Genomic DNA, 23,079 nt, shown 5'->3' on the forward strand with positions numbered 1-23,079 from the left:
CTATAATTAGGATGGGGTTTTTTATTTTATGGGGAAGTTCTGCGACCTTCCCCATGAAAAAAAGCTCCGCGGATTGTGCACAACTTTGTTTTAGTAAATTTTTGTGAAAAACTGCGATTAGTCTATTAGGTTTCTTGTAATTCCGTTTCTGCTGTGCTATAATTATGCTAAATCATTAAATGAATAACAAAAGGAGATTTTACGTATGAGAGAAAGGGAATTAACAAACAGGGAAATACTGATCATGAAGTGTGCATGGAGCTCAGAAAAAGAATTGTCGGTGCAGGAGATGCAGGGAAGGCTGAAAGAACAGTTCGGCTGGGATGCAAAGCGTTCTACGCTCCGTACATTTCTTGTGGATATGGAAGGAAAAGGATTTATAGCGATCGAAAGGAGGGGGAGGCATTCTTATATAAAGGTGCTGGCCGAGGAAGATGAGTATAAAAAGACCCAGACAGCAAAGATGCTGGATTTCTGGTTTGACGGGTCCAGTCAAAAGCTGATAAGCGCATTGACAAATGAAGTGACCGAAGATTCAGTGGATCATCTTATGGGGGTATTAGATGAGCTGGGAGACGATTGAGGTCCTGATTCGGGTATTCACAGGAATTTTCCTGTGTTCGGCGACAGGAAGCGTTTTATTTCTTTACTGGAAACCTGTCAGCAAATATTTGGAGAAAAAAGGGGATGCAAAACTCAACTATGCGATTTTAAAGGTTATTATTTGTGCATTTTTTATTCCAGTGCTTTCTGTCATATTTGAGGATCTGTCACATAAGTCCTGGCTGTTTTCTTCTACTGCTGTGATCAGAAACATTACGGAGATAACAGGCGTAATATGGCTTGCTGGAGCCGCAGCTTCGGGGTGCTTTTATTTTTTGAAATACAGGCGTCTGAGGAAGTCACTTGAGAATTTCTGTATTTGCAGCAGACAGACTCAGAAAATTGCGGATGAGTGCAGAAAAAAACTGTGTGTACGGCGAAAAATCACTGTTTACCAAAGCTACCAGGTTCCCGTGCCGTTTATCTGCGGGGTAATCAGCCCTGAGATTATACTGCCGGAGGAACGTTACACGAAGCAGGAACTTGAGATCATTCTTCTGCATGAGATGGAACATTATAAACAGAGGGATATTTTTTGGAAACTGATGTGTAATGTCCTGGCCTGTGTTCACTGGTTTAATCCGCTGAAAAAGCAGATCTGCAGTCAGGTGGAGGATTGGAGTGAGGTGTCCTGTGATGTCCATGTGCTGAAGGTGTTCGGAAGCCTGAAACAGTATTTCAGCACGATCATTTCGATCGCCGCAAGAAAAAGCGGATACCGGCAGTATCTGGCCTCTGCACTTTATGAAAACAGCAGAGGGCTGGAACTGCGGATGCGGAGAACCGCCTCTATCAGGAAGATGAAGGGATTCCCGTGGAAAAGCGCACAAATATTTTTCATCTGTTTTTGCACTCTGGGAGCGGCAACGATCTCTGCAATATCTTATGGATATTATAGAGGATACATATATTTAGAAGATAAGACCAGCAGCAAAACAATATTAAAAGAAATGGATGCACCCAAATTAATGAAGGAAAAGCAGAGGAAGGGGACCTCATTGTCGAAACAGAGGATGATGGAAGACGAAGTACCTGGCAAAGAAAAAGATATATGGATAGACTGGTGGCCGAAAGCAAACGAATTTTTGATGAGTAAGAAATTTCAGGCAGAAAAAGGAGACAGAATCCAGATGATGTTGTTATGTTCGGAGAATGATAACCCAAATGTTAACAATAATGAAATACTCGCAGGAGTCATAACACCGGATGGAACGCAGAAGTTTGTCTGTGATAAAGACAAGCTACAGCACAGCTTTTTGATAAAGGAAAGCGGAGAATACCAGTTTTTTGTAGAAAATCAGACAACAAAGAAGATTCAGCTGGCAGGAGATTATGAACTTATTACAAAAAAACGATAAAGGAAGAGCAGGAATGAGAAAAATATTATTAAAAGCTATGGCAATCGCAGCGGCCTGTGCATTGATCACTGCCCCAATGTCTGTGTTCGCAGAAGAAGTGGACGGAGAGACAGAATATTTTTCAATGGAAGACGATCCGGATGTGACTGTTGAGACTGTGGATGAAGTACTAATGACTACATATTCTACAGCGTATGCACTGAATTGGTCTGTGGGAAATAAAATTTCAAAACAGACAAAAGAATTCAGCAAAACATCAGGGAGTACAGTGTCCATCTAAAGCAACCAGTACTGTAAATAGAACTTTTACAATTACAGAGCCAGGAAAATACAGAGTATTTGTTGAGAACAAATCAGGGAAGACCATTACTGTCAAAGGAAATTACCGGCGGTAGTGATGAGATAGATGGAAAGGCGGTGATGCCGAAGAAAAAACAGACAGGACTTGCATTAGCAACGACACATAAGAAGGCGTTTATAATAAAGATCCATGCAATACAAATGGCGGCCAAACCAGATATCTGCAAATGCAGATAGCGTATCACATGGACGTCTTTATTATAACAGACAGTACAACTGGATAAAAGGAGAAGAGTTATAATGAAGAAATTGGTAAAGCCAACAATCTGTGCGGCTCTGTCATTTATTTTGATGTTTACATCTGTTCAGTGGAGCGGCATTCTTGCCGGACCAAGGCGGGTAAATGCCGAGGCATCAAAAGATGTAAAAGAAGTCATTGACAGCGAGAGCACAAAAAATTCAACTACATTCCGCCTGTCCAACGGAAAGAAGGAATCTGTGTTTTACGGACAGGATGTAAGGTACGAAGATGAAAATGGAAATCTGAAAGACTATGATCCGACCCTTGTGGAGATTAAAGACAAGACCAGCGGGCACGGACATAATCTGAAAGACTATCAATACGAAAACAAAGACGGGGATAAAAAGCAGTATCTGCCCAAGAAGCTGACGGAATCCACTCCGGTTTTGATGGAGCATGATAAGTATGAAATCTCTTTTGCTCCAATCACAGGAGAAGAAAGCGGCATTAAGACCCAGGACCAGCAGAAAGAAAAAACAGAGGAGAATGCATTTTCTTCTATTGATAAGCTGAAAAGGACAAAACTCCAGAGACAAGAAGTCCTGACGGCAGAAGACAAAAAAGAAGAGCTGTCGGTCAGTGTGGCATACGAGTCAGAAGATAAAAACTGTACGTTTTTATATCAGTCACTGGACACGGGAGTGAAAGAAAGTGTCACATTAAAAGAGATCCCGGACAGCAATCAGCTGAAGTTCCGGTTTTATGCCAAAAACCTGACAGCAAAGAAAAACATCGGGGACGGCGGCATCACGTTCTATGACAAAGAAAGTGAAGACATCATTGCCTCACTGGAAGCTCCGTCAATGAATGATGACACGAAAGAAGCATACAGTGAAAAATTATCCTATGATATTAAACCGATCAAGGACGAAAAAGATACTTATGAACTGACACTGACACTGGATGAGGAATATCTGAAAGACAAAAACCGCAAATATCCGATTACGATTGATCCCACAGTCACATGGAAAGGATCAACAGACTTCTGGGACGTGTACGTGATCAATGGAAGTTACAAAAACACCAACTTTTATGATTCCGGCATAACGGCAATGATGGCTGGAAAGGCCAGCAAGGGAATATATCGTACATACCTGAGATTTAAGGATTTCACGGCAAAGATTAAAAATAAGTACGTGGACACTGCCACATTGACCATGTATGAAACCGGTGACAGCACCAGCGGCCAGACGATTGAGGCAAGGAGAGTCACTTCTAACTGGTCAAGACCCGGACTTACATGGAGTAACCGTCCCGGATATTCCACAAATTATGGAAGTGTGACGACAACGGGAACCACCCATAAAGCAAGGAGCATCAACCTGACCAAATATGCCAGGGAGTGTGCAAACGGATCTATCACCTCCTACGGCGTCATGCTGAAAAATGCGGATGAAACAAAGAAATACGGGCAGTTTTACAGTTCCAGGTATTCAAATGCAAGTTATAGACCCAAAATGAGTGTTACATATTATGACGGGCCGACAACTCCGACTTCTGCTTCTGTGACTCCGCAGTATATGAAGAAGGGACAGACACTGACAGCGAAATGGGCAGGCATCAGTTCCAAATCCTTAAACAGGGTAGAATACAGAGTTGCAACCTTTGATCCTGCTAAAAATGCGGAAGTGAATTCCAACTACCGCGCTTATTCCGGAAGCACAAAGCTTGGGACAACAGGAAGCGGAAGTGCATCGGTAGCAGACAGTAAGAACTGGCCGGAGGGATGCTATAAGTTCGTCATCCGAGGTGTGGACAACGGAGGGATCAACGGTACTGGAAAAGGATATATTTTCTACGTGGACGGCACTGCCCCGAAGATCAACAGCATGACCATTGACGCCGGCGACGGAAAGGGAGGCTCCGAAGAAAATCCGTCTTCCAACATGTCCCCGGCACTGAAATGGAATGTAACTGAGAAATACTTATCTAAAGTAGAATATAAGGTAGGAAACGGAAGCTATGTGAATGCAGGCAGTGCAGTGAGCGGTCAGGTTTCCATACCGGCATCTAATTTTAAAGATGCAGGCACCTACCAGATTACCATGAAGGTCACAGATAAGGCAGGCTATACGGCCGAGACTTCAAGGAGTTATTACTATATTGACAATTCCCAGGCGGCTGATTATAAACCGGCCAATGCGAAACTGAATAATCTCTACGGGAAAAACATGGTTTCATGGGACAAAAAAGCAAGCCTTCCGGGAAGCATTTATTATGAAGTGTACCGAGGAGAGAGTGCCGATTTTACGCCAGATGCTACCAATCTGGTGAGAGCAGCAGTAAAGGATTCTTACTGTGCGGACACCAGAGTTGGTGACGGGAAGGATTATTACTATAAAGTACGGTCTGTAAAGTTATCGAAAAAAGGAAATGTGATCGGAACAAGTGATTACGTGACTGCAGGCCATGGAGAGCAGTATGCTAAATCCGAATATGAACAGTGGCTGGGCTCCAAAGATTACAGAGAGTCCATGGAATTCAGTACACCGAACGGAAACGGAACTGTGGATAAGGCCGGGGGCAACCTTAACTACCAGGCAGAAGATTTTGCGATTCCTGCGGGACAGCTCAGCATGGGTCTTACGAGAACTTATAACAGTCAGTCTGACAAAGCGGGAATGCTCGGAAACGGCTGGTATGACAGCTTCCACAAGGAAATTTATCAGGTGGGAGAGAATCTGATATTCCAGGACAGCGACGGTACTTATGTTACATTTGAAAAGCAGGGAGATTCTTATGTTTCCAAGGAGAGCAAAGACTACAAGTTAAGCTTTGATGAAGAAACCGCAAATACAAAAAGTGTTTCTGACGCTGGACGCTCACCGGCTGTAAAACAGTATATGGCGAACGCAGCAAGCTCGAGTGTCAGCGCATTCGGGAGAAAAACATCGAAACAGATCAGTTTTGAGGCCAGCCACAATGTGTCTTCTGACTCATCCGAAGGACAGGCGGAACAAAAGACTGTCACAAAAAATATTTCTTATGCATGTACCATTACGGCTAAGGATAATACGATTTATCAATTCAACAGCAATGGTCAGCTGACTGCCATGAAAGAGCCCAACGATAATTTCATTCTTTATGAATACGACAGCAAAGGCCGGCTGAAAACTGTTACATCGGATAAGATCAAAACACTCACCATGAAATATTTTGACGGTGAAGGAGACAATGCAGACCTGTTGAAGGAAATTGTCCTGCCGGACGGAACCAAGATGGAGTACACCTACTCCGCAAGAAATTTAATCAAAGCCGTACACAGCAGCGCCGATGGAAGTGAATCTGTCACGTATGAATATGGCTACGATGCAAAAAGCTTCTTAAATGATATAAAAGACGCTAAAGGGAATTCATATGGGATCACATATGAAGACAACCGGGCGGTGAACGTAAAGAAGCCGAATGGAGAATATCAGAAGCTTACCTACGAGGACGGCAAAACGACAGTTTCTCTCCATAAAGCAGGGGATGAAAAGATTTCGGAAGATTCCATTACATACGACAAGTCAAATGGAAAAGTCTTGACGGCTGTAAATGCCGCAGGAAATAAGACTTCATATCAGTATGAAAATACTTCTAATGATCTGCTCTGCACAGGAACCGTAACAAAAGTTTACTACCAGACAGTGACAGACTCCGAAAAAGTGAACTTCACATCTGAAGAAGTGACTACAAAGACACAGTATGATTCCAATGAAAATGTAACTATGGAAAAGGACGAGACCGGACAGGTGACGCAGACCACCTACGGAACAGGCGCAGAAGCCAATCTTCCAAAAACAGAGGTAACAAAGCAGGGAGATCAAACGGTATCTGATGTCTCCTATTCCTATGACAAGAGCGGAAATACGATCAAAGAGTCTGATTCCATAGCAGAGACAGAAACTATTAGTGAATATGATGAAGACGGCGACCTTATTTTAGAAGAGGGCTACGAAGAAGGAGAACTCATATCCAGAGAAGAGACGGACTATGATGAAAAAGACCATATCATCACAGAAGACAGCACGGTCACCCAGGGAAATGTAAAAGAAGAATCTACCACGGTCCTTGACCCAATGGGAAGAGAGATCAAGAGCCAGGATGAGAACACAACCGAGACAACGACCACAGCCTATGATTTCCTCGGACGCCAGGTGAAGATCCAAAAAGAGCTGAATGGAGTGGTAAAGACAGAGGAAAAGAACTACGATGCCAACGGTACTCTGTTATCAGAGACTTCAGACACAGGAGTTACCACCTCTTACAGCTACGACACGATCAACCGGGTAAAAGAGGCTGTCGAAGTGTCAAAGGACGGCATCACGAAAACTACAAAGACAGACTATGGGTATGCCGACCGGGAGATTCACACACTCTCTGGAATGAAAAGCTATCAGAATCTTTCTGTCGTCACCACAACCGTGAACGGAAAGGTTCAGGGAGAAACATATACCGATGGTTCCGGCAATACCGTCCGGGAGAAAAGCAACGGCATTTATACGGACCATGTATTTACAGAAGACGGCAAGGAGACAGCGTCCATTCTTCTCGGCACAAAAGCCGGAGCGGATGTCAAAGGAAAGATTACTTTAAACCTGTATGACCGAAATGGAAAACAGACACATACAGTCCAGAATCCTGTGATTGCCGGTGAGGATGTTTCTATTAATCCGGAGAAGTCCATTGTCAATCAGACCGCTTATGATGACAAGGGAAATGAGACGGCCAAGACAGACGGAAACGGCAACACAGTGGCGTACACTTATGACGACCAGAATCGGGTGACCAAAGTATCTCAGGGGGATAACAGCACTTCCATATCCTATACTATGGGAACGGACGGGGTAAACACTACAAGCATCACAGATGCCATGGGTCATGAGAACATCGAAGTGACCAATGCAGCCGGACTGACAGAAACCACGACGAGCAAAGGAAATCTGGGCGAGAGCATTTCCACCAAGTTTACTTATGATACCAATGGAAATAAAACAAAAGAAACCTATGAAAACGGGGCTTACAAGACGTATCATTATGACAAAAAGAACCGTCTGACAGAGACTAATACCTATGAAGCACCTGAAGCAGGAAGTGAAACAGGTACGAGGACTCTCAAAACTTCTTATAGCTACGACGGCAACGACCAGCTCATCGAAATGGTGGATTATCAGGTCAGCGGAAACACAGAAACGGCCTACCGCTATACAGAGTGTGAGTATGACGGGCTTCAGAGGAAGACAGTCTATGCAGAACTGAGCCAGTCAGAAAAGCCAACGGCGGATGAGATTAAGAGCCATGCAATCAAATATACCTATGACGCAGAAGGCAAACTTACGAAAGTTACCTATCCAACGAAAAAAGATGGGGTAAGAAGCCTTTCTTATCATTACACCAGTGACGGCTGGCTGTCTGTGATCAAAGCAGATGTATATAAAGGAAGTGATGCAAAAGAAGCAACTGTGCGGACTTATGCTTATGACAGCTATGGAAAAGTAACAGAGATCAAGGATTACCGAAATCTCTTATCGGATGGTGATAAGGCAGTCAAAAAGACCTATACCTATGATTCTTTTGACCGTGTGGAAAAGATGGTCTACACAGATCTGGAACATCCGGATACGGTTATGGAGTCCTATGCCTACTCCTGATGATAAAATTCCAACATTGTAGAAAAGACGCAGGTAAACAACTATCCTCAAAAGGATGAAGAAAAGGTCAATGAGACAAAGCACTATACTTATGATTCTCTGGGAAGGCTTGTAAAGGCGGTTACGACAGATCACAGGAAAGACGACAGCAAACAGACCGTGACCTATACGTATGATAAGGTTGGAAATCGTCTGGCTGAAGACAAAGGGGATACGAAGACGACCTACGATTATAATGGACTGGATCAGGTGAAAACTTCGACCACATGGAAAGATGGTACAGTACAAGAGAATAAGCAGTATGTCTATGACAAGAACGGAAATGAGATCGGACAGACCAATGGAACAACAGGGGAGATCCTTTACCGTACCTATGATGCGGAGAACCGCCTGACCGAATTCTCTGTGAACAAAGATGGAAAGAATGCGGTTGTTCAGCAGAACCGTTACAATGGAGACGGGCAGAGAATCCAGAGAGGGAAGGAGATAAGACGACCAACTACTATTATCAGGATGGCGTGGTCTCTTATACGACCGATGGAAAAGGAGAGCAGACGTCTCAGGATCTTTTGGGAACTGACGGGAATGTGATAGGAACCAGAGATACACAGGCAATGATGCTGCGTATTATGTGTATAACAAGGATGTTCAGGGCAGTACGACCAATCTTGTGAAAGATGATGGAAAAGCGGATGTGTCTTACCGCTATGAGGACTTTGGGGAGACAACAAGTGTTGGAGAAAACACATCCGGAAACGAGACATGTTATACTGGCGGACGATATGATGAGACAACGGGCTTTATTATCTGAATGCACGGTATTATAATCCGGAGGACGGAAGGTTTTGTCTGAGGATACTTACCGTGGGGAGACAAACGAGCCGGATACACAGCATTTGTATGCGTATTGTGCGGATAATCCGGTGAACTATGTGGATCCTAGTGGACATAAATATTCAGTTAATCAGGCAGTGAAATATGCATTAAAATGGGCCAATAGTAGAAACAAAAAGTATAAAAAGCATAGAAACGATTGTACTAATTTTGTATCACAGTGTGTAAATGCGGGTGGCAAGAAGATGAATAAGCCAAAGTGTTGGCCGCTAGATAAAAATATATTTTAGACACTACAAAATTTTGGGCTGTCAAAAGTTTTAGAGCAATTGTAACGACTTGGAAAGAAACATCATCTTGGATAGGGAGTAAATGATTTTTATACTTATTGGAAAAACATAATGCTTCATTACAATTCTGTTCATCAATAAAAGAGTTACAGAAAAAAGCAAAACTAGGAGATGTAGTTCAACTACATAATTCAAAAAAAGTACATATTCTATCATAATTACAGCAGGGAAAAAGGGAAGCTGGAAATATTCAGCTCATTCTAAGCAAAGGAGAAACGAACCAGTAAAAATATAAAAGGAGAAAAGAAATATCGAATAATAAGAATTAAATAGCAAAGGGGATTTTAGGAAATTATAGAATTGCAAAACTAAAGAGGCTATTATTTGTAAGTTATTTTTTATAATGCCAGCTTAACAATAAACGTCTTAAAGAGTAAATATCTGAGCCAGAGACTAATGAATGTTCTGGCTCAGATAATTTCGGCAAAATTTGATCTTAGATAAAACATTTATTTAAAAATAAGAGTATGTACCAGCCTGTAATTTTTATAAAACTCTATTCAAATATAGACCGAGGAGAAATATATAAATAAACAAAGAAAAACTTGATAAAAATACTACGTTTATCAATAAAGAATAAAATAATCTCTCGGAATCCTGAGTGATTATTATCGGCAACAGCCGAGAAACGTACTTTGAAAAGTAAATATTATTTAAAACAGAAAAAGAACATAGAAAATAGACATAACTGTCGCTATGCCTGAAAAATGGTGTATAATAGTAAAGGATTATGCCACATCTAAAATCAACTTTCTCAGGGTGGATTCATAGGGCAAATCCCAAGCATCCAAGTGCTGCAGCATAAGGATGTGATATAGGCGGCAGTACCACATCTTAGTTGAGCAGGCGCTATGCCGCTTTCTAATTGAAAGTCTATTTTCTCACGTTTATTCGAACGTTCAGCTGAAGTTCTGGCATTGTATTCCAGTTTCCATTCTTTACTGTCACGAGGCGGGAAATTGATGAATCTTGGATTATCTTTCATTGCAAGATGGACGGTTCTCCCATATTTGGAGTCTGAGCAGGGGGTACTGCAGGAGCATCCGTATTTACGGCTGGCAAGTGGACAGCGAAATTTTAACCTTGCTTTCGATGGCTCAGAACCATCATGGTTCATTTTTCGCCCAGCTTTGCAAATAGGAATTCCATCTTTTGCAATGGTAAAATCATCCTTATATTTCATGCTGATTCCGCGTTTTCATTTAAGTCGATAAAAGGCTGTATGCCGTTTTCACGGCAATACTGATAATACGGCATGGCATCATGAGCAGAATCAAAAGCCATTTGCTGATATGAAAATCAGGAAGAAAGGCTCTGAAACGAAAGTAAGTTTCAAAAACCATGAGAATCATGTTTTGAGGCAGGATTGAGTAAAGGGAATAAAGGCAGATCACTTTCCGAGTTGGATGCAACCAGCATATATAAATCGTAGCCATGATAAAAACAGTCTCGAGAAGAATCATATCCGACATCACAATCGGGCTGGGAAAAGTAGCGGTCGCAATCACAGGAAGTGATACCATTTTCGGAACACTTACAGATACGGTGTTTCCGTTCACGTGCAGATGTAACAACAGGCATACCGTCACCGGCAATGGAAAGATTGGAGGTATCAATCAATCCTTTGGAGATGGAAACGGTTAAAAATTCATGGTTGTAAATCTTGAAAAGAGAAGCATATGGTTGGTCATCAATAGAAAAAGAAGAAGATTCCATGGATTTAAAAAGTTGTTCCACTGTGATTTTTCAATAGATTCTGCTTTTTCTCCCTTCTGTTTTGGCTTTTGCACTTTTTTCTTTTTTTAAAGGATGTATATGGGGAGAAAGATTATCAGAATCGGAATCCCAAAGCCTGTTAAGAAAGTCATAGAAAGTGCCGACTCCAGGAGTGTCACCAAAGTGAAACCCACTGAGGATTGCATAGAGTGGATTGATTTTCAATTGAGCAGCCCAGTCGGTAAGTGAATGAACTTTAAAATCAATGGAGAGAAGATAAGAACGCTGCATACAGGAAGGAGTCCTTGGTTTTGGACCAAAGACAGAATATTTGCTGCGGAGCAGTTCGTCGGTATAAGAAAGATCAAGATTCCAGAAACGTTCGATGATATCCCACGTTGATTTAGAAAAACAGTGGGATCAAGATAATATTTACGAAGGTTTTCAAGTAAAAAAGTCTGATAGGCGGTATGACCGCCGGAATAAACAGGTAACATAAAAATCGCCCTCCAGTCGATAAAAATAAAATATTTTTAATCGGCTTCGCCGCAAATTTTGAGCAATTTGTCAAGTCTTTTTTGACAAAAAAGTGGGGGATTTTAATAAAATAGAATCTACAAGCCTTGATTTTACTGGGCTGAAGATTCCGAGAGATTATTAAAATATTTAGGAGGATGAAATAAGTTGAGTAAAAAAGTATGGAATGTAAAAAAAAGTTTGATAGTAAAAATTTTGTTATTGATAATTGTTATTTATTTTTTTATGACACCACTAGGTGCTTTAAGGCTTAGCATTGCCTGTAATGGATACCCATTAAAAGCAATGGTGTATCCAATAGGAAAGCGTGAAAGATCTCTTGAGGAAGAGGAAAATGAGAAAGTATATGTTCTATACAATCCACCAGTTGAGAAAGATACAGAAGGAACTCTAACAAACTGGAGAGTAAAAAAATATTTAATATTTTATTTAGCCACATATAGAGGTGATGCCTAAAGATTAGGGGAATAAATTGACTGCTTTTGACAAAAGTTATTATAAAGATAATATCATTTGTTACATATAGCTACGATGGCAACAACCAGCTCATAGAAATGGTGGATTATCAGGTCAGCGGAAATACAGAAACGGCCTACTGCTATACAGAGTGTGAGTATGACGGGCTTCAGAGAAAGACAACTTATGCGGAACTGAGTCAGTCAGAGAGGCCAACAGCTGACGAGATCAAGAGCCATGCGATTAAATATACTTACGACGCAGAAGGCAAACTTACGAAAGTTACCTATCCAACGAAAAAGGATGGGGTGAGGAGCCTTTCTTATCATTACACCAGTGACGGCTGGCTGTCTTTGATCAAAGCGGATGTGTATAGTATAAAGGAAGTGATGTAAAAGAAGCAACTGTGCGGACTTATGCTTATGACAGCTATGGAAAAGTAACAGAGATCAAGGATTACCGAAATCTCTTATCGGATGGTGACAAGGCAGTCAAAAAGACCTATACCTATGATTCTTTTGACCGTGTGGCAAAGATGGTCTACACAGATTTGGAACATCCAGAAACAGTTATGGAGTCCTATGCCTACTCCTATGATAAAAATTCCAACATTGTAGAAAAGACGCAGGTAAACAACTATCCTCAAAAGGATGAAGAAAAGGTCAATGAGACAAAGCACTATACTTATGATTCTCTGGGAAGGCTTGTAAAGGCGGTTACGACAGATCACAGGAAAGACGACAGCAAACAGACCGTGACCTATACGTATGATAAGGTTGGAAATCGTCTGGCTGAAGACAAAGGGGATACGAAGACGACCTACGATTATAATGGACTGGATCAGGTGAAAACTTCGACCACATGGAAAGATGGTACCGTACAAGAGAATAAGCAGTATGTCTATGACAAGAACGGAAATGAGATCGGACAGACCAATGGAACAACAGGGGAGATCCTTTACCGTACCTATGATGCGGAGAACCGCCTGACCGAATTCTCTGTGAACAAAGATGGAAAGAATGCGGTTGTTCAGCAGAACCGTTACAATGGAGACGGGCAGAGAATCCAGAGAGTGGAAGGAGATAAGACGACCAACTACTATTATCAGGATGGCGTGGTCTCTTATACGACCGATGGAAAAGGAGAGCAGACGTCTCAGGATCTTTTGGGAACTGACGGGAATGTGATAGGAACCCAGAGATACACAGGCAATGATGCTGCGTATTATGTGTATAACAAGGATGTTCAGGGCAGTACGACCAATCTTGTGAAAGATGATGGAAAAGCGGATGTGTCTTACCGCTATGAGGACTTTGGGGAGACAACAAGTGTTGGAGAAAACACATCCGGAAACGAGACATGTTATACTGGCGGACGATATGATGAGACAACGGGGCTTTATTATCTGAATGCACGGTATTATAATCCGGAGGACGGAAGGTTTTTGTCTGAGGATACTTACCGTGGGGAGACAAACGAGCCGGATACACATCACTTGTATGCGTATTGTGCGGATAATCCGATAAACTATGTGGATCCTAGTGGACATAAGAAATATCCATATAAGAAAAGTATTAAAGCAATTATTTATATGCTTACATGTGATATTGTTTATTATGCACAAGTCAAAATAGAAAAAAGTAAAAAATTAAAAGTCATTGATAAATTGCTATATTTAAGAGGAGCGCCCCTTGGCACTAAGCTAAGTAATAAAAAATATAGTATTTCATATAGCAAGGATAAAAAAACAGCTTATTTATCTTGCAGATATATTTTGACAAGCGGTATTCCGACTCCATGGGGAACAATAAATTTGACAAGAAAGTTAAGATTAATAAAATATAGATATTCAGTTAAGAAAGGAGTTCATAAACTTGTATCAAGAAATTTGTAATACTCAAATAGTAAAGTTTGATAAAGAGCTTATAGTTGATGTATTTATTCAGGCCATGTCATTAATTCTTTGTCTAATCTTTATTAGTGCTATTTTATTTACCATATATTATATAATTAAAAAAATGAAGAAAGCCGATAAAAAAGAAAAATAAAGACATTTCAGGGGGAGCAAACTGTATTTAGTGTAATATAAACAAAAGCAGAAAATCGACATCTAGATTTTTATTTTATCTGGATGTCGATTTTAGATAACTGGATTTCTGGGATATGTTAGATAAATTCTGTAATTTTATTGAAATTATATATGTCTTTTTGACTATCTTTTTATATCTTCTTAAATGTCCGCAAAGCCTTATTTTATCGGCTCTACGGGCATTTTGCTTTTGTGGTAAACCTCACATATCTAGGTCTATCTTCTTATATTTTCACTATCAAGCGTGGTTAAAATCGTGGTAAATACTTCTTATGCTATTAGACGCTGAACCTCTGATTTTGCGGTATCTATGGACGCATGAGCATACCAGTTCATTGTGATACTGATATTTGAATGTCCCATGATATACTGTAAATCTTTTGGGTTCATGTTCTTGCTTGCCAATCTTGTGCAGAATGTATGGCGTAGCGTATGTGGTGTGATATGTGGCAAAGGGTTATCCTTATGGTGCTTGTTGTATTTCTTTACTATACGGACAAAAAGCATATTGTAATCAATCGCAACTTTAGGCTTGCCTTTATGATTGACAAATAGAAAGTTGCCCCGTCCGTCTATCACAAATGGTTCTGCATTTGGGCGTTTCTTCATAACCCGTTGAAATGCCTGTATCGTTTCTTTGCTTAATGGCACTTGCCTTGTTCCGCTTTTTGTCTTAGGCGTTTCAATATAATAGCCCTGTTCCTTGCTCTTTAATAACTGGTGGTCGATAATCACAACTTCATTCTTGAAATCAATATCGGCTACTGTCAGTCCGCACAGTTCCGAGATACGAAGTCCTGTCTTTAACAGTATCAGCACATCATCATAATACTTGTGATACACATTGTCCGTCTTGATGAATGAGAGTAGGGCTTGTTCCTGTTCCTCTGTCAATGCGACTTTCTCTTTGGTATCATTTTCTAGGACTTCACTTAACTTGAAATCAAAAGGGTTTTTCCTTACACAATCGTCTTGTATGGCGATATAGAATGACGCTTTTAACGAGCGTTTATGGTTGTTAATGGTGTTATAGGAAAAGCCTTTGTCTTTCATGCGTAATGCCCATTCCTTAGCGTCAGAGGGTTTTATCGTATCAATGCTCCTAGCACCTAACTTGTCCTCTTTCAATAACCGCATGAGCTGTTCCCGTTGTTTCTGTGTGCTTTTCTTCACGTTTGCCCTCTGTGCATTCTGTTTGGCGTAGAGCTGGCAAAGGGTCATTTTCTTGCCTGTGCTGTCGATACCGTCCTCTATATCCCGTCTTATCTGCTGTTCCAGTTCCCGAAGTGAGGGCTTTTCCCGTTTTCCCTTTGGTGTCGGGTCTGTGGGTGTCAATCTCCAAGCATACACATATTTTGTGTTTCCAAATGCGTCCACATATTTATATAAGTATTTTCCGTCTGTTCGTTGGCTCTCTCCAGTATGCAGGATACGACCTTTGTTATCCCGTCTTTTTTCTTTCATGGTGTCTGCTCCTTTCCTTGTTGGAAAGAGCCTTGATATGACTTGTGTTCATCATAACACATACAAGGCTCATTTGCACTAGATAGCGTCCAATTTGTCAATGACCTGTTCAAACTGTCGGCGTTTAATCTGTATGCGGTTGCCATTCATAATGAGCCAGCCAGCGTCCTTGTTTTCCTCTGCCAATCGTCTTAACTTGTTTTCTCCGATACGGAAATACTTTGACGCTTCTTCAATGGTAAGGGCATATTTTTCCCATACGGGAATATCGTTGTTATTCATCAGATACCCCCTTTCCCATGTTTCGTGTCATACTGGATATAGGGGATAAGGTCGGTGCGGTTTATCCTCTGTAAATGAGCGGTCAGTTTACTGGAAAGGGAAGTGCTGTATCTTGCCTTATCAAGCATAGTTCCCACCCGTTCCAGTCCACCTAATGCGTCATGTTCTTCCAAGAAATAAAAACTTTTGACAGCAGAAATCACGCCACCCTCTGTGAGCCATTGCTGTGTTTCTTCAAGGGAATTATGTAGTTTGGGTACTTGCAGTTTCAAGACTTCCACAGCCCCTAAAAAGCGTTCCCAAAACCGACACGTTTTCCACCTGCTTTTATTACTTTCATTTTCATTTGCTACGACAAAGCGTAGGTTGTTTGCCAATAGTCCGAAAGCCAGTTCCCCAAGTTCCAGCGGTCTGTCCTTGAACGTCATGGCAAAGGCATGAGCCTTATCATCACGCAGTTGCATTTCTGTGCGTTTCCAACTGCCGACTTCATCAAGCGTCTTATTATATTTTGAACAGACTTCCTTATCCTTGTCATAAAAGCGGTAGGACAATCCGATTTCCCAGCACCGATATAAACCGTTTTTGCGGTGTCGAAATCGTCAAACTTGCTTTCATCAAAGTGGTAGCCCTCACTATTGGAAATAAATTCCTCTTTTTCGCATTTCTTCTTTATCTGCTCTATGGTAAAGAATGGCTTATCGTTCTTATCATCAATGGCAATATCAAGTCTTGTGAAGTGGAAATTATCCAGTCCGTATCTTCTTTCACAATGTTTGAACATATCCCCAAAGGTATAATTTCTGCTGTTGAGAATACGGAAAATATCATCACAACCTCTGCCAGTCATAACAAGATAACAGCCTAACCCTTGTGGGTTGTCCTCTGTCTTTTTTGCGTTTCCCGATACATAAATGTCCCCGATTTCCCAGCGTGTCTGATAGGTCTTGAATTTGACCGTTGCGGGATAGACATGGAAAATATCGGTCGGCAGTTGTAAAATATAGCGGATAACATCTTCTGCCGTTGCCGTATCAAATACGATACTGATGTAATCAATCTTTACGGATACATTTTCATGTGTTGCGATAGTGCATTGCTCCTTTCGTACTCCCCGATTTTTTGCGGGGGGGGGTAAAAATCGTGTTTTGTCCTTTATTTATCACAGTTTCTAGGTACTATGACATGTATGCGCAGGGCGGTGTTACCTATACGCCCTGTACGAACGCCTGCGGCGTTCCTTTTCTTCCTGTGCCTGCCCCGTTCTTAACGCTCACGAGCCTTGTAAGGCTCGTGGCTAAACGGGACAGCCCCAGTCAGAAACCCTGTTTTCGGTCGGATAGTCCATGCGTATTCATGCTATCAAAGCGAAAACAACTCTTTTCTATGCTTACTCAAGCGTGTGATTGACCCTAGCGTGCTTAATCACTCTATCTGATATGATAATAACGCCATTAGAATTACTTGCCAAGATATTTTTCTTGACCTTTAGATATATATTAAGTATTATATGCTTATAAATACCAAGAAAAGCAATGAAAGGAGTGTTTATACTAAGTCATGGAGCATTACGAAAAGAAAATCAGTTTCTTAGGAGAGAACATACAGACCATAAGAAAGCATAGAGGAATGAAACAACAGGAACTTGCGGACAAAATCGGTATCAATATGCAGAGCCTTTCCAAGATTGAACGTGGCGTGAATTATCCTACCTTTGATACGCTGGAAAAGATAATGGACGTGCTGGGAGTAACACCCAATGAATTATTGTCGGGAGAATGGAAGTATATTGACCACACTGAGCCCTATATCATGGATATTATCAAACGGGAACAAGACTTCAATGTTTCCTTAGATTACCTGTCTGAAAATGAATTTTTCGATGATGAAAAAGAATGCACATTTTACAAGGCATATAAACTCATACAGTATATCCATAACTACATTACCAATGAGGTTACGGAGTTGGAAGAACTTATGGAAATCAAGCAGTTGATACAGCGTCAAAAACTGGAACGCATGATAAAAGTACATAAGGAAATGCGAGGGTTAGACCGATACAGAGAACAGCCCAAAGAGTATAAATACCATGACCCTTATGATGATTGGATATTTCGTCAGCTTGCGGATATAGACAACAGAAACAACATTCCCGACACTTCTCCACAAGTAGACTTCAATGAAGCAGACTATGAAGATTATCTAAAGGCGAAATGGAACAGAGGTCTTTAATTTCCTCTTGCATGGAAGATACAGCAAACAAAAAGCCCAGTAAAGAGTGCAAAGCACCACCAATGGTGGCAAGGCTCTTGACAGGGCTTTTTCTTTTCTGTTGTGGGGTAATCAAGAGGAAGAAAGAAAAAGTGTGCATTTTTGTTCCATAAATGCTAAGGGTATGCTGATTTTTATTGTGGCGGATATATGGAACTGTTATAATATGGATATGAAGAAAGCGACAAATTTGAAAGTGTTAATAATTTTCAAACAGCCTCATTGCATGGAAATAAGAAACAGACTATCCTTAAAGTAGGAGGTGGCACAAATGGCAAATGAAGATAAAAAAGATTTTAATGCTATGTTGCATGATAGTAAGGATATGCCAAAATTTCAAATTATCATAGACCAGAAAAGTATTGAGAAATATGGTGGAAACAAAATGTATTTTGCTCCCCCGATTGACTATGACAAAGTAATGAAAAAAGTTCCGTATGGTAAAGTGATTACGGTTGGAAAAATACGAGAACACTTTGCAAAATTGAGTGGTGCAGATTTTACAGAGCCGATTACAGCGGGTATATTTGTTTCTATTGTAGCGTGGGCGAGTTATCAGCGTTCCGAAGATGAAACACCCTATTGGAGAACATTAAAAGCAAACGGAGAATTAAATGCTAAATATCCAAATGGTATTGAAGCACAGAAAGAAAAATTAGAAGCAGAGGGACATACCATTATTCAAAAGGGGCGTAAAAATATACGATACTATGTAAAGGACTATGAAAATTCTCTTTTTGATTTGAAATAGGCAAATTCTATTTCACAATTTCATATCTCTATACACAAAGCAGTTAGTCTTAGGATTGACTGCTTTTTTCATACCTAAATTTCAGATTGGAGTGATGAAATGGTGTTTGTTAGAGCTGTTCAATAAGATTATCGGTGCATAAAATTTTATTGTAGTGCTGATATAGGAATGGTATAATTTTCAAGAAAGGTAATCAAATAATGATTATCTAAAATGACAAAGATAAAAACGCAAAGCATTTTATTATGTGAGAGCTGGTAGGTAGCCCAGCCGTCCTATGTTTATAGGGTAAGTAACCTGCCCCTCCGGGTTGTCCGTTCTTTGTTTGGAAATAAACAAGGAGGGATTGATATGAAGACAATAAAATGTAAATTGACTGTGTATTTTGCAGAACCTTTTTGGGTTGGAGTTTTTGAAAGAATTTGTGATGGAAAACTTTCCGTAGCAAAGGTAACATTTGGTGCAGAGCCAAAAGATTACGATATTCAAGAATTTGTGTTGAAACATTATTATGATTTACAATTTAGTCCAGCAGTTGAAACGATTGTAAAAAAGGATAAGAAAAATCCTAAAAGAGTTCTTAGAGATGTAAAGAAACAATTACAGAACAATGGAATTGGGACAAAATCGCAACAAGCTTTAAAATTACAACATGAATTAAAAAAAGAAGAATATAAATCTAATTCCAAACATAAAAAGCAAATGGACGCAGAACAAAAGTTTAAGTTGAAGCAACAAAAGAAAAAAGCAAAACACAGAGGACATTAAATGATGTTGCAATATCATAAACTAAATATTTTATAAGTTCATATCTACACAAAGCAGTTAGTCTTATGATTGACTGCTTTTTTCTTATCAAAATTTCAGATTGGAGTGATGAAATGGTGTCTGTTAGAGCTGTTCAATAAGATTATCGGTGCATAAAATTTTATTGTAGTGCTGATATGAGAATGTTATAATGTGGATATGAAAAAACGATAAACGGTAATTTAAAAAGGGGAAATGAAAAAGTGGCAATTTCAAATATAAATACAATTATTAGTAATGATATTCAAAAAGTTTGGAACATTGTTTTAGCTGTTGATAAATATAACTCATGGCGAAGTGATTTGAGCAAAACAGAAATAATAAATGACAAACAATTTATTGAATACACAAAAAATGGATATGCTACTACATTTACCGTTACCGTTGTAGAACCATATAAACGCTGGGAATTTGATATGGATAATAGCAACATGAAAGGTCACTGGATTGGTATTTTTACAGACAAAGGGAATGAAACACAAATAGACTTTACAGAAAATGTGATACCTAAAAAGTGGTTTATGAAACCTTTTGTAAAAACCTATTTGAAAAAACAACAAAAGCAATTTGTTCTGGACTTAAAGAAAGCATTGGAATAATAAAATTCAAGATTGGAGATTTAGAAATGGCTTCAAGTAAAGATTATTTACAATTTGTTTTAGAACAGTTATCAGAATTACAAGAAATAACATATCGTGCAATGATGGGAGAATTTATTATCTATTATCGTGGAAAAATCGTTGGCGGTATATATGATGATAGGTTACTGGTAAAACCAACAAAGTCTGCAATTTCTTATATGCCAACAGTTACTTATGAAATTCCATACGAAAACGCCAAAGAAATGTTATTGGTGGAAGAAGTTGATAATAAAGATTTTCTGACGGGGTTATTTGATGTGATGTATGATGAACTACCAACGCCAAAACCTAAAAAGAAAAAATAAACAGCTTCTAGTTTACAATTTCATATCCATATACACAAAGCAGTTAGTTTTAGGATTGACTGCTTTTTAAAAAGACACCATTTAGGTGTAATGATGTCTTTTGGGTGTTATTTTATAGGTCATATCAAGGCTCATTCAATCGTGGTAAATTCGTGGTAAAATGAGTTTTTTCTATACTTCAAAATACTTGAAAGTATAGTGTTTATGCGGATAATCGAAAATTAGATATAAAATTTATATATAAATCTTTAACCAATTTTTCGGAAGGATGTCTCTTTGCTGATATAATATTAAGTAGTTATATCAGCAAAGGGATAGATTTAAAATGACCAAAGGAAAATAAAAAAGATTACGATAAAACAATGAGAAGAGATTAAATACAGAAAGGCATACGGGTATGGATGTTTATGAAGTAAGGTTTTAATACTAGGACGAAGAAAATGCTGATGAGGATGAAGTAATAATTGCAGCATATTCTTTATAACAATCTTGTACAGAAAGAATTAGAGAAATTTGAAGAACAGCCTAGATTTTGAGGTAAGAGAGAAACATTGTTTATAAGTGAATATGAGTTAAATGTTGAAAATAGTTTCTGGGTAGAAGAACTTTTAAAAGATGATGTTTCAAACTATTATGTTGATTTAGAAAATGGATTTCTTATCATGATATCAGTGACGGCTGGCTGTCCGTGATCAAAGCGGATGTGTATAAAGGAAGTGATGTAAAAGAAGCAACTGTGCGGACTTATGCTTATGACAGCTATGGAAAAGTAACAGAGATCAAGGATTACCGAAATCTCTTATCGGATGGTGATAAGGCAGTCAAAAAGACCTATACCTATGATTCTTTTGACCGTGTGGCAAAGATGGTCTACACAGATTTGGAACATCCAGAAACAGTTATGGAGTCCTATGCCTACTCCTATGATAAAAATTCCAACATTGTAGAAAAGACGCAGGTAAACAACTATCCTCAAAAGGATGAAGAAAAGGTCAATGAGACAAAGCACTATACTTATGATTCTCTGGGAAGGCTTGTAAAGGCGGTTACGACAGATCACAGGAAAGACGACAGCAAACAGACCGTGACCTATACGTATGATAAGGTTGGAAATCGTCTGGCTGAAGACAAAGGGGATACGAAGACGACCTACGATTATAATGGACTGGATCAGGTGAAAACTTCGACCACATGGAAAGATGGTACCGTACAAGAGAATAAGCAGTATGTCTATGACAAGAACGGAAATGAGATCGGACAGACCAATGGAACAACAGGGGAGATCCTTTACCGTACCTATGATGCGGAGAACCGCCTGACCGAATTCTCTGTGAACAAAGATGGAAAGAATGCGGTTGTTCAGCAGAACCGTTACAATGGAGACGGGCAGAGAATCCAGAGAGTGGAAGGAGATAAGACGACCAACTACTATTATCAGGATGGCGTGGTCTCTTATACGACCGATGGAAAAGGAGAGCAGACGTCTCAGGATCTTTTGGGAACTGACGGGAATGTGATAGGAACCCAGAGATACACAGGCAATGATGCTGCGTATTATGTGTATAACAAGGATGTTCAGGGCAGTACGACCAATCTTGTGAAAGATGATGGAAAAGCGGATGTGTCTTACCGCTATGAGGACTTTGGGGAGACAACAAGTGTTGGAGAAAACACATCCGGAAACGAGACATGTTATACTGGCGGACGATATGATGAGACAACGGGGCTTTATTATCTGAATGCACGGTATTATAATCCGGAGGACGGAAGGTTTTTGTCTGAGGATACTTACCGTGGGGAGACAAACGAGCCGGATACACAGCATTTGTATGCGTATTGTGCAGATAATCCGATTAACTATGCAGATCCAAGTGGACATTATCCCATGGAACTTTCAGTTAAAATGTATTGGTTTGCATTGAGTAAACATTCAAAGAGAATTAATTTATCAAATGTTTCGTATCTTAATTTTAAAAAGGTGTTTAAGAGCAGGCTGAAAAATTCTGAAAAATTATATAGAATTTTTAAAGGATTAAGAAAGAAAGCTAATAAAAAGAAAAAAGCTACCTGGAAACCAAAAGGTACATTTGGATTTTCTGAAGATAGAGATTTAGCTTATTCTGTAGGTCACATTCGAAATATAAGGATGACTGTATATAAGAAAACGAAAAAAGGATATAAGATTAAATTAGCATTAAAAGACACTTATGATTTTGCAAAATTTAGTTTTAAAAGGCAAGGGATAATAAAAACATTAGTCAACAATATTTTCGGATATTATCCTCAAAGAGGTAAAGTGGTTCGTCCATACAAATGGAAATTTACAACAAAATTTTATCGTAAATAACAGTTATTGTAAAAGAGCCTTACATCAAAAATGA

At 39.6% G+C, this 23,079-nt stretch carries 21 protein-coding genes and 1 pseudogene; 17 read left to right on the forward strand and 5 right to left on the reverse strand.

What is annotated here, in order from left to right:
• Positions 1–205 precede the first annotated feature (205 nt).
• From P8F77_RS02120 to P8F77_RS02150, 7 genes are all read left to right on the forward strand, one after another.
• Entirely contained in the window at positions 206–583 is a 378-nt protein-coding gene (locus P8F77_RS02120) for a BlaI/MecI/CopY family transcriptional regulator (RefSeq protein WP_024728696.1), read from the forward strand.
• Entirely contained in the window at positions 564–1,961 is a 1,398-nt protein-coding gene (locus P8F77_RS02125) for a M56 family metallopeptidase (protein ID WP_287520014.1), read from the forward strand. The genes P8F77_RS02120 and P8F77_RS02125 overlap by 20 nt, the downstream gene beginning before the upstream one ends.
• 13 nt (positions 1,962–1,974) lie before the next feature.
• The gene (locus P8F77_RS02130) at positions 1,975–2,241 is read left to right on the forward strand and encodes a hypothetical protein (RefSeq protein WP_287520016.1); all 267 of its coding nucleotides are present in this window, start codon (positions 1,975–1,977) and stop codon (positions 2,239–2,241) included.
• 62 nt (positions 2,242–2,303) lie between these two features.
• On the forward strand, positions 2,304–2,498 hold the full coding sequence (locus P8F77_RS02135; RefSeq protein WP_148459673.1) for a hypothetical protein: 195 nt from the start codon (positions 2,304–2,306) through the stop codon (positions 2,496–2,498).
• A gap of 63 nt (positions 2,499–2,561) precedes the next feature.
• The gene (locus P8F77_RS02140) at positions 2,562–8,195 is read left to right on the forward strand and encodes a DNRLRE domain-containing protein (RefSeq protein WP_347256253.1); all 5,634 of its coding nucleotides are present in this window, start codon (positions 2,562–2,564) and stop codon (positions 8,193–8,195) included.
• Between the two features lie 159 nt (positions 8,196–8,354).
• Positions 8,355–8,786 (forward strand): hypothetical protein, encoded by a 432-nt coding sequence (locus tag P8F77_RS02145; RefSeq protein WP_347256254.1) that lies wholly within the window; start codon positions 8,355–8,357, stop codon positions 8,784–8,786.
• A 40-nt stretch (positions 8,787–8,826) separates the two neighbouring features.
• On the forward strand, positions 8,827–9,006 hold the full coding sequence (locus P8F77_RS02150) for a hypothetical protein (RefSeq protein ID WP_347256255.1): 180 nt from the start codon (positions 8,827–8,829) through the stop codon (positions 9,004–9,006).
• A gap of 1,127 nt (positions 9,007–10,133) precedes the next feature.
• Here P8F77_RS02150 and P8F77_RS02155 read toward each other — a convergent pair.
• Complete coding sequence (locus tag P8F77_RS02155; RefSeq protein ID WP_347256256.1) at positions 10,134–10,562, reverse strand: hypothetical protein; 429 nt, start codon at positions 10,560–10,562, stop codon at positions 10,134–10,136.
• 251 nt (positions 10,563–10,813) lie between these two features.
• Here P8F77_RS02155 and P8F77_RS02160 point away from each other — a divergent pair, with 251 nt between their 5' ends.
• Entirely contained in the window at positions 10,814–11,023 is a 210-nt protein-coding gene (locus P8F77_RS02160; RefSeq protein ID WP_129702248.1) for a hypothetical protein, read from the forward strand.
• A 102-nt stretch (positions 11,024–11,125) separates the two neighbouring features.
• Here P8F77_RS02160 and P8F77_RS02165 read toward each other — a convergent pair whose 3' ends face one another.
• Positions 11,126–11,386: a hypothetical protein gene (locus P8F77_RS02165; RefSeq protein WP_347256257.1), complete on the reverse strand. Its 261-nt coding sequence runs from the start codon at positions 11,384–11,386 to the stop codon at positions 11,126–11,128.
• A gap of 393 nt (positions 11,387–11,779) precedes the next feature.
• Between P8F77_RS02165 and P8F77_RS02170 the strand changes: the two genes are divergently transcribed.
• Genes P8F77_RS02170 through P8F77_RS02180 form a run of 3 tightly spaced genes read left to right on the forward strand, consistent with a single transcriptional unit; the run spans position 11,780 to position 13,982 of the window.
• A complete protein-coding gene (locus tag P8F77_RS02170; RefSeq protein ID WP_347256258.1) occupies positions 11,780–12,088 on the forward strand; it encodes a hypothetical protein in 309 nt (102 codons plus the stop codon).
• A 26-nt stretch (positions 12,089–12,114) separates the two neighbouring features.
• On the forward strand, positions 12,115–12,483 hold the full coding sequence (locus tag P8F77_RS02175; protein ID WP_347256259.1) for a hypothetical protein: 369 nt from the start codon (positions 12,115–12,117) through the stop codon (positions 12,481–12,483).
• An 11-nt stretch (positions 12,484–12,494) separates the two neighbouring features.
• Positions 12,495–13,982, forward strand: coding sequence for an RHS repeat-associated core domain-containing protein (locus P8F77_RS02180; protein ID WP_347256260.1), 1,488 nt, complete (start codon positions 12,495–12,497; stop codon positions 13,980–13,982).
• A gap of 465 nt (positions 13,983–14,447) precedes the next feature.
• Here the strand turns inward: P8F77_RS02180 and P8F77_RS02185 are convergent, their stop codons facing one another.
• From P8F77_RS02185 to P8F77_RS02195, 3 genes and pseudogenes are all read right to left on the reverse strand, one after another.
• Positions 14,448–15,641: a site-specific integrase gene (locus tag P8F77_RS02185; protein ID WP_347256261.1), complete on the reverse strand. Its 1,194-nt coding sequence runs from the start codon at positions 15,639–15,641 to the stop codon at positions 14,448–14,450.
• Between the two features lie 78 nt (positions 15,642–15,719).
• Positions 15,720–15,923 (reverse strand): excisionase, encoded by a 204-nt coding sequence (locus tag P8F77_RS02190; RefSeq protein WP_347256262.1) that lies wholly within the window; start codon positions 15,921–15,923, stop codon positions 15,720–15,722.
• A pseudogene (locus P8F77_RS02195) lies at positions 15,923–16,935 on the reverse strand (replication initiation factor domain-containing protein). Before P8F77_RS02195 ends, P8F77_RS02190 begins: the two are co-directional and overlap by 1 nt.
• A 548-nt stretch (positions 16,936–17,483) precedes the next feature.
• On the opposite strand from P8F77_RS02195, the gene P8F77_RS02200 reads away from it, so the two are divergent.
• From P8F77_RS02200 to P8F77_RS02225, 6 genes are all read left to right on the forward strand, one after another.
• The gene (locus P8F77_RS02200; RefSeq protein ID WP_002322214.1) at positions 17,484–18,155 is read left to right on the forward strand and encodes a helix-turn-helix transcriptional regulator; all 672 of its coding nucleotides are present in this window, start codon (positions 17,484–17,486) and stop codon (positions 18,153–18,155) included.
• Positions 18,156–18,465: 310 nt separating this feature from the next.
• A complete protein-coding gene (locus tag P8F77_RS02205; RefSeq protein WP_002322212.1) occupies positions 18,466–18,945 on the forward strand; it encodes an MGMT family protein in 480 nt (159 codons plus the stop codon).
• A 351-nt stretch (positions 18,946–19,296) separates the two neighbouring features.
• On the forward strand, positions 19,297–19,713 hold the full coding sequence (locus tag P8F77_RS02210) for a YjdF family protein (RefSeq protein ID WP_005428613.1): 417 nt from the start codon (positions 19,297–19,299) through the stop codon (positions 19,711–19,713).
• Positions 19,714–19,955: 242 nt separating this feature from the next.
• Complete coding sequence (locus tag P8F77_RS02215; protein WP_029575615.1) at positions 19,956–20,351, forward strand: SRPBCC family protein; 396 nt, start codon at positions 19,956–19,958, stop codon at positions 20,349–20,351.
• Positions 20,352–20,377: 26 nt separating this feature from the next.
• Positions 20,378–20,698 carry a TfoX/Sxy family protein gene (locus P8F77_RS02220; protein WP_004612621.1) on the forward strand — a complete coding sequence of 107 codons (321 nt, stop codon included), beginning with the start codon at positions 20,378–20,380 and terminating at the stop codon, positions 20,696–20,698.
• 703 nt (positions 20,699–21,401) lie between these two features.
• Positions 21,402–23,045, forward strand: coding sequence for an RHS repeat-associated core domain-containing protein (locus P8F77_RS02225; protein ID WP_347256263.1), 1,644 nt, complete (start codon positions 21,402–21,404; stop codon positions 23,043–23,045).
• The last annotated feature ends 34 nt before the right edge of the window (positions 23,046–23,079 follow it).

The organism is Anaerostipes sp. PC18, assembly GCF_039789045.1.
Taxonomy (GTDB): domain Bacteria; phylum Bacillota; class Clostridia; order Lachnospirales; family Lachnospiraceae; genus Anaerostipes; species Anaerostipes hominis.

Bases quoted from the DNA above. Each gene is read 5' to 3' on its own strand.
- P8F77_RS02120 (WP_024728696.1), top strand. From the start codon at position 206: ATGAGAGAAAGGGAATTAACAAACAGGGAAATACTGATCATGAAGTGT.
- P8F77_RS02125 (WP_287520014.1), top strand. From the start codon at position 564: ATGAGCTGGGAGACGATTGAGGTCCTGATTCGGGTATTCACAGGAATT.
- P8F77_RS02130 (WP_287520016.1), top strand. From the start codon at position 1,975: ATGAGAAAAATATTATTAAAAGCTATGGCAATCGCAGCGGCCTGTGCA.
- P8F77_RS02140 (WP_347256253.1), top strand. From the start codon at position 2,562: ATGAAGAAATTGGTAAAGCCAACAATCTGTGCGGCTCTGTCATTTATT.
- P8F77_RS02155 (WP_347256256.1), bottom strand. From the start codon at position 10,562: ATGAAATATAAGGATGATTTTACCATTGCAAAAGATGGAATTCCTATT.
- P8F77_RS02160 (WP_129702248.1), top strand. From the start codon at position 10,814: ATGATAAAAACAGTCTCGAGAAGAATCATATCCGACATCACAATCGGG.
- P8F77_RS02165 (WP_347256257.1), bottom strand. From the start codon at position 11,386: ATGCAGCGTTCTTATCTTCTCTCCATTGATTTTAAAGTTCATTCACTT.
- P8F77_RS02185 (WP_347256261.1), bottom strand. From the start codon at position 15,641: ATGAAAGAAAAAAGACGGGATAACAAAGGTCGTATCCTGCATACTGGA.
- P8F77_RS02190 (WP_347256262.1), bottom strand. From the start codon at position 15,923: ATGAATAACAACGATATTCCCGTATGGGAAAAATATGCCCTTACCATT.
- P8F77_RS02200 (WP_002322214.1), top strand. From the start codon at position 17,484: ATGGAGCATTACGAAAAGAAAATCAGTTTCTTAGGAGAGAACATACAG.
- P8F77_RS02205 (WP_002322212.1), top strand. From the start codon at position 18,466: ATGGCAAATGAAGATAAAAAAGATTTTAATGCTATGTTGCATGATAGT.
- P8F77_RS02210 (WP_005428613.1), top strand. From the start codon at position 19,297: ATGAAGACAATAAAATGTAAATTGACTGTGTATTTTGCAGAACCTTTT.
- P8F77_RS02220 (WP_004612621.1), top strand. From the start codon at position 20,378: ATGGCTTCAAGTAAAGATTATTTACAATTTGTTTTAGAACAGTTATCA.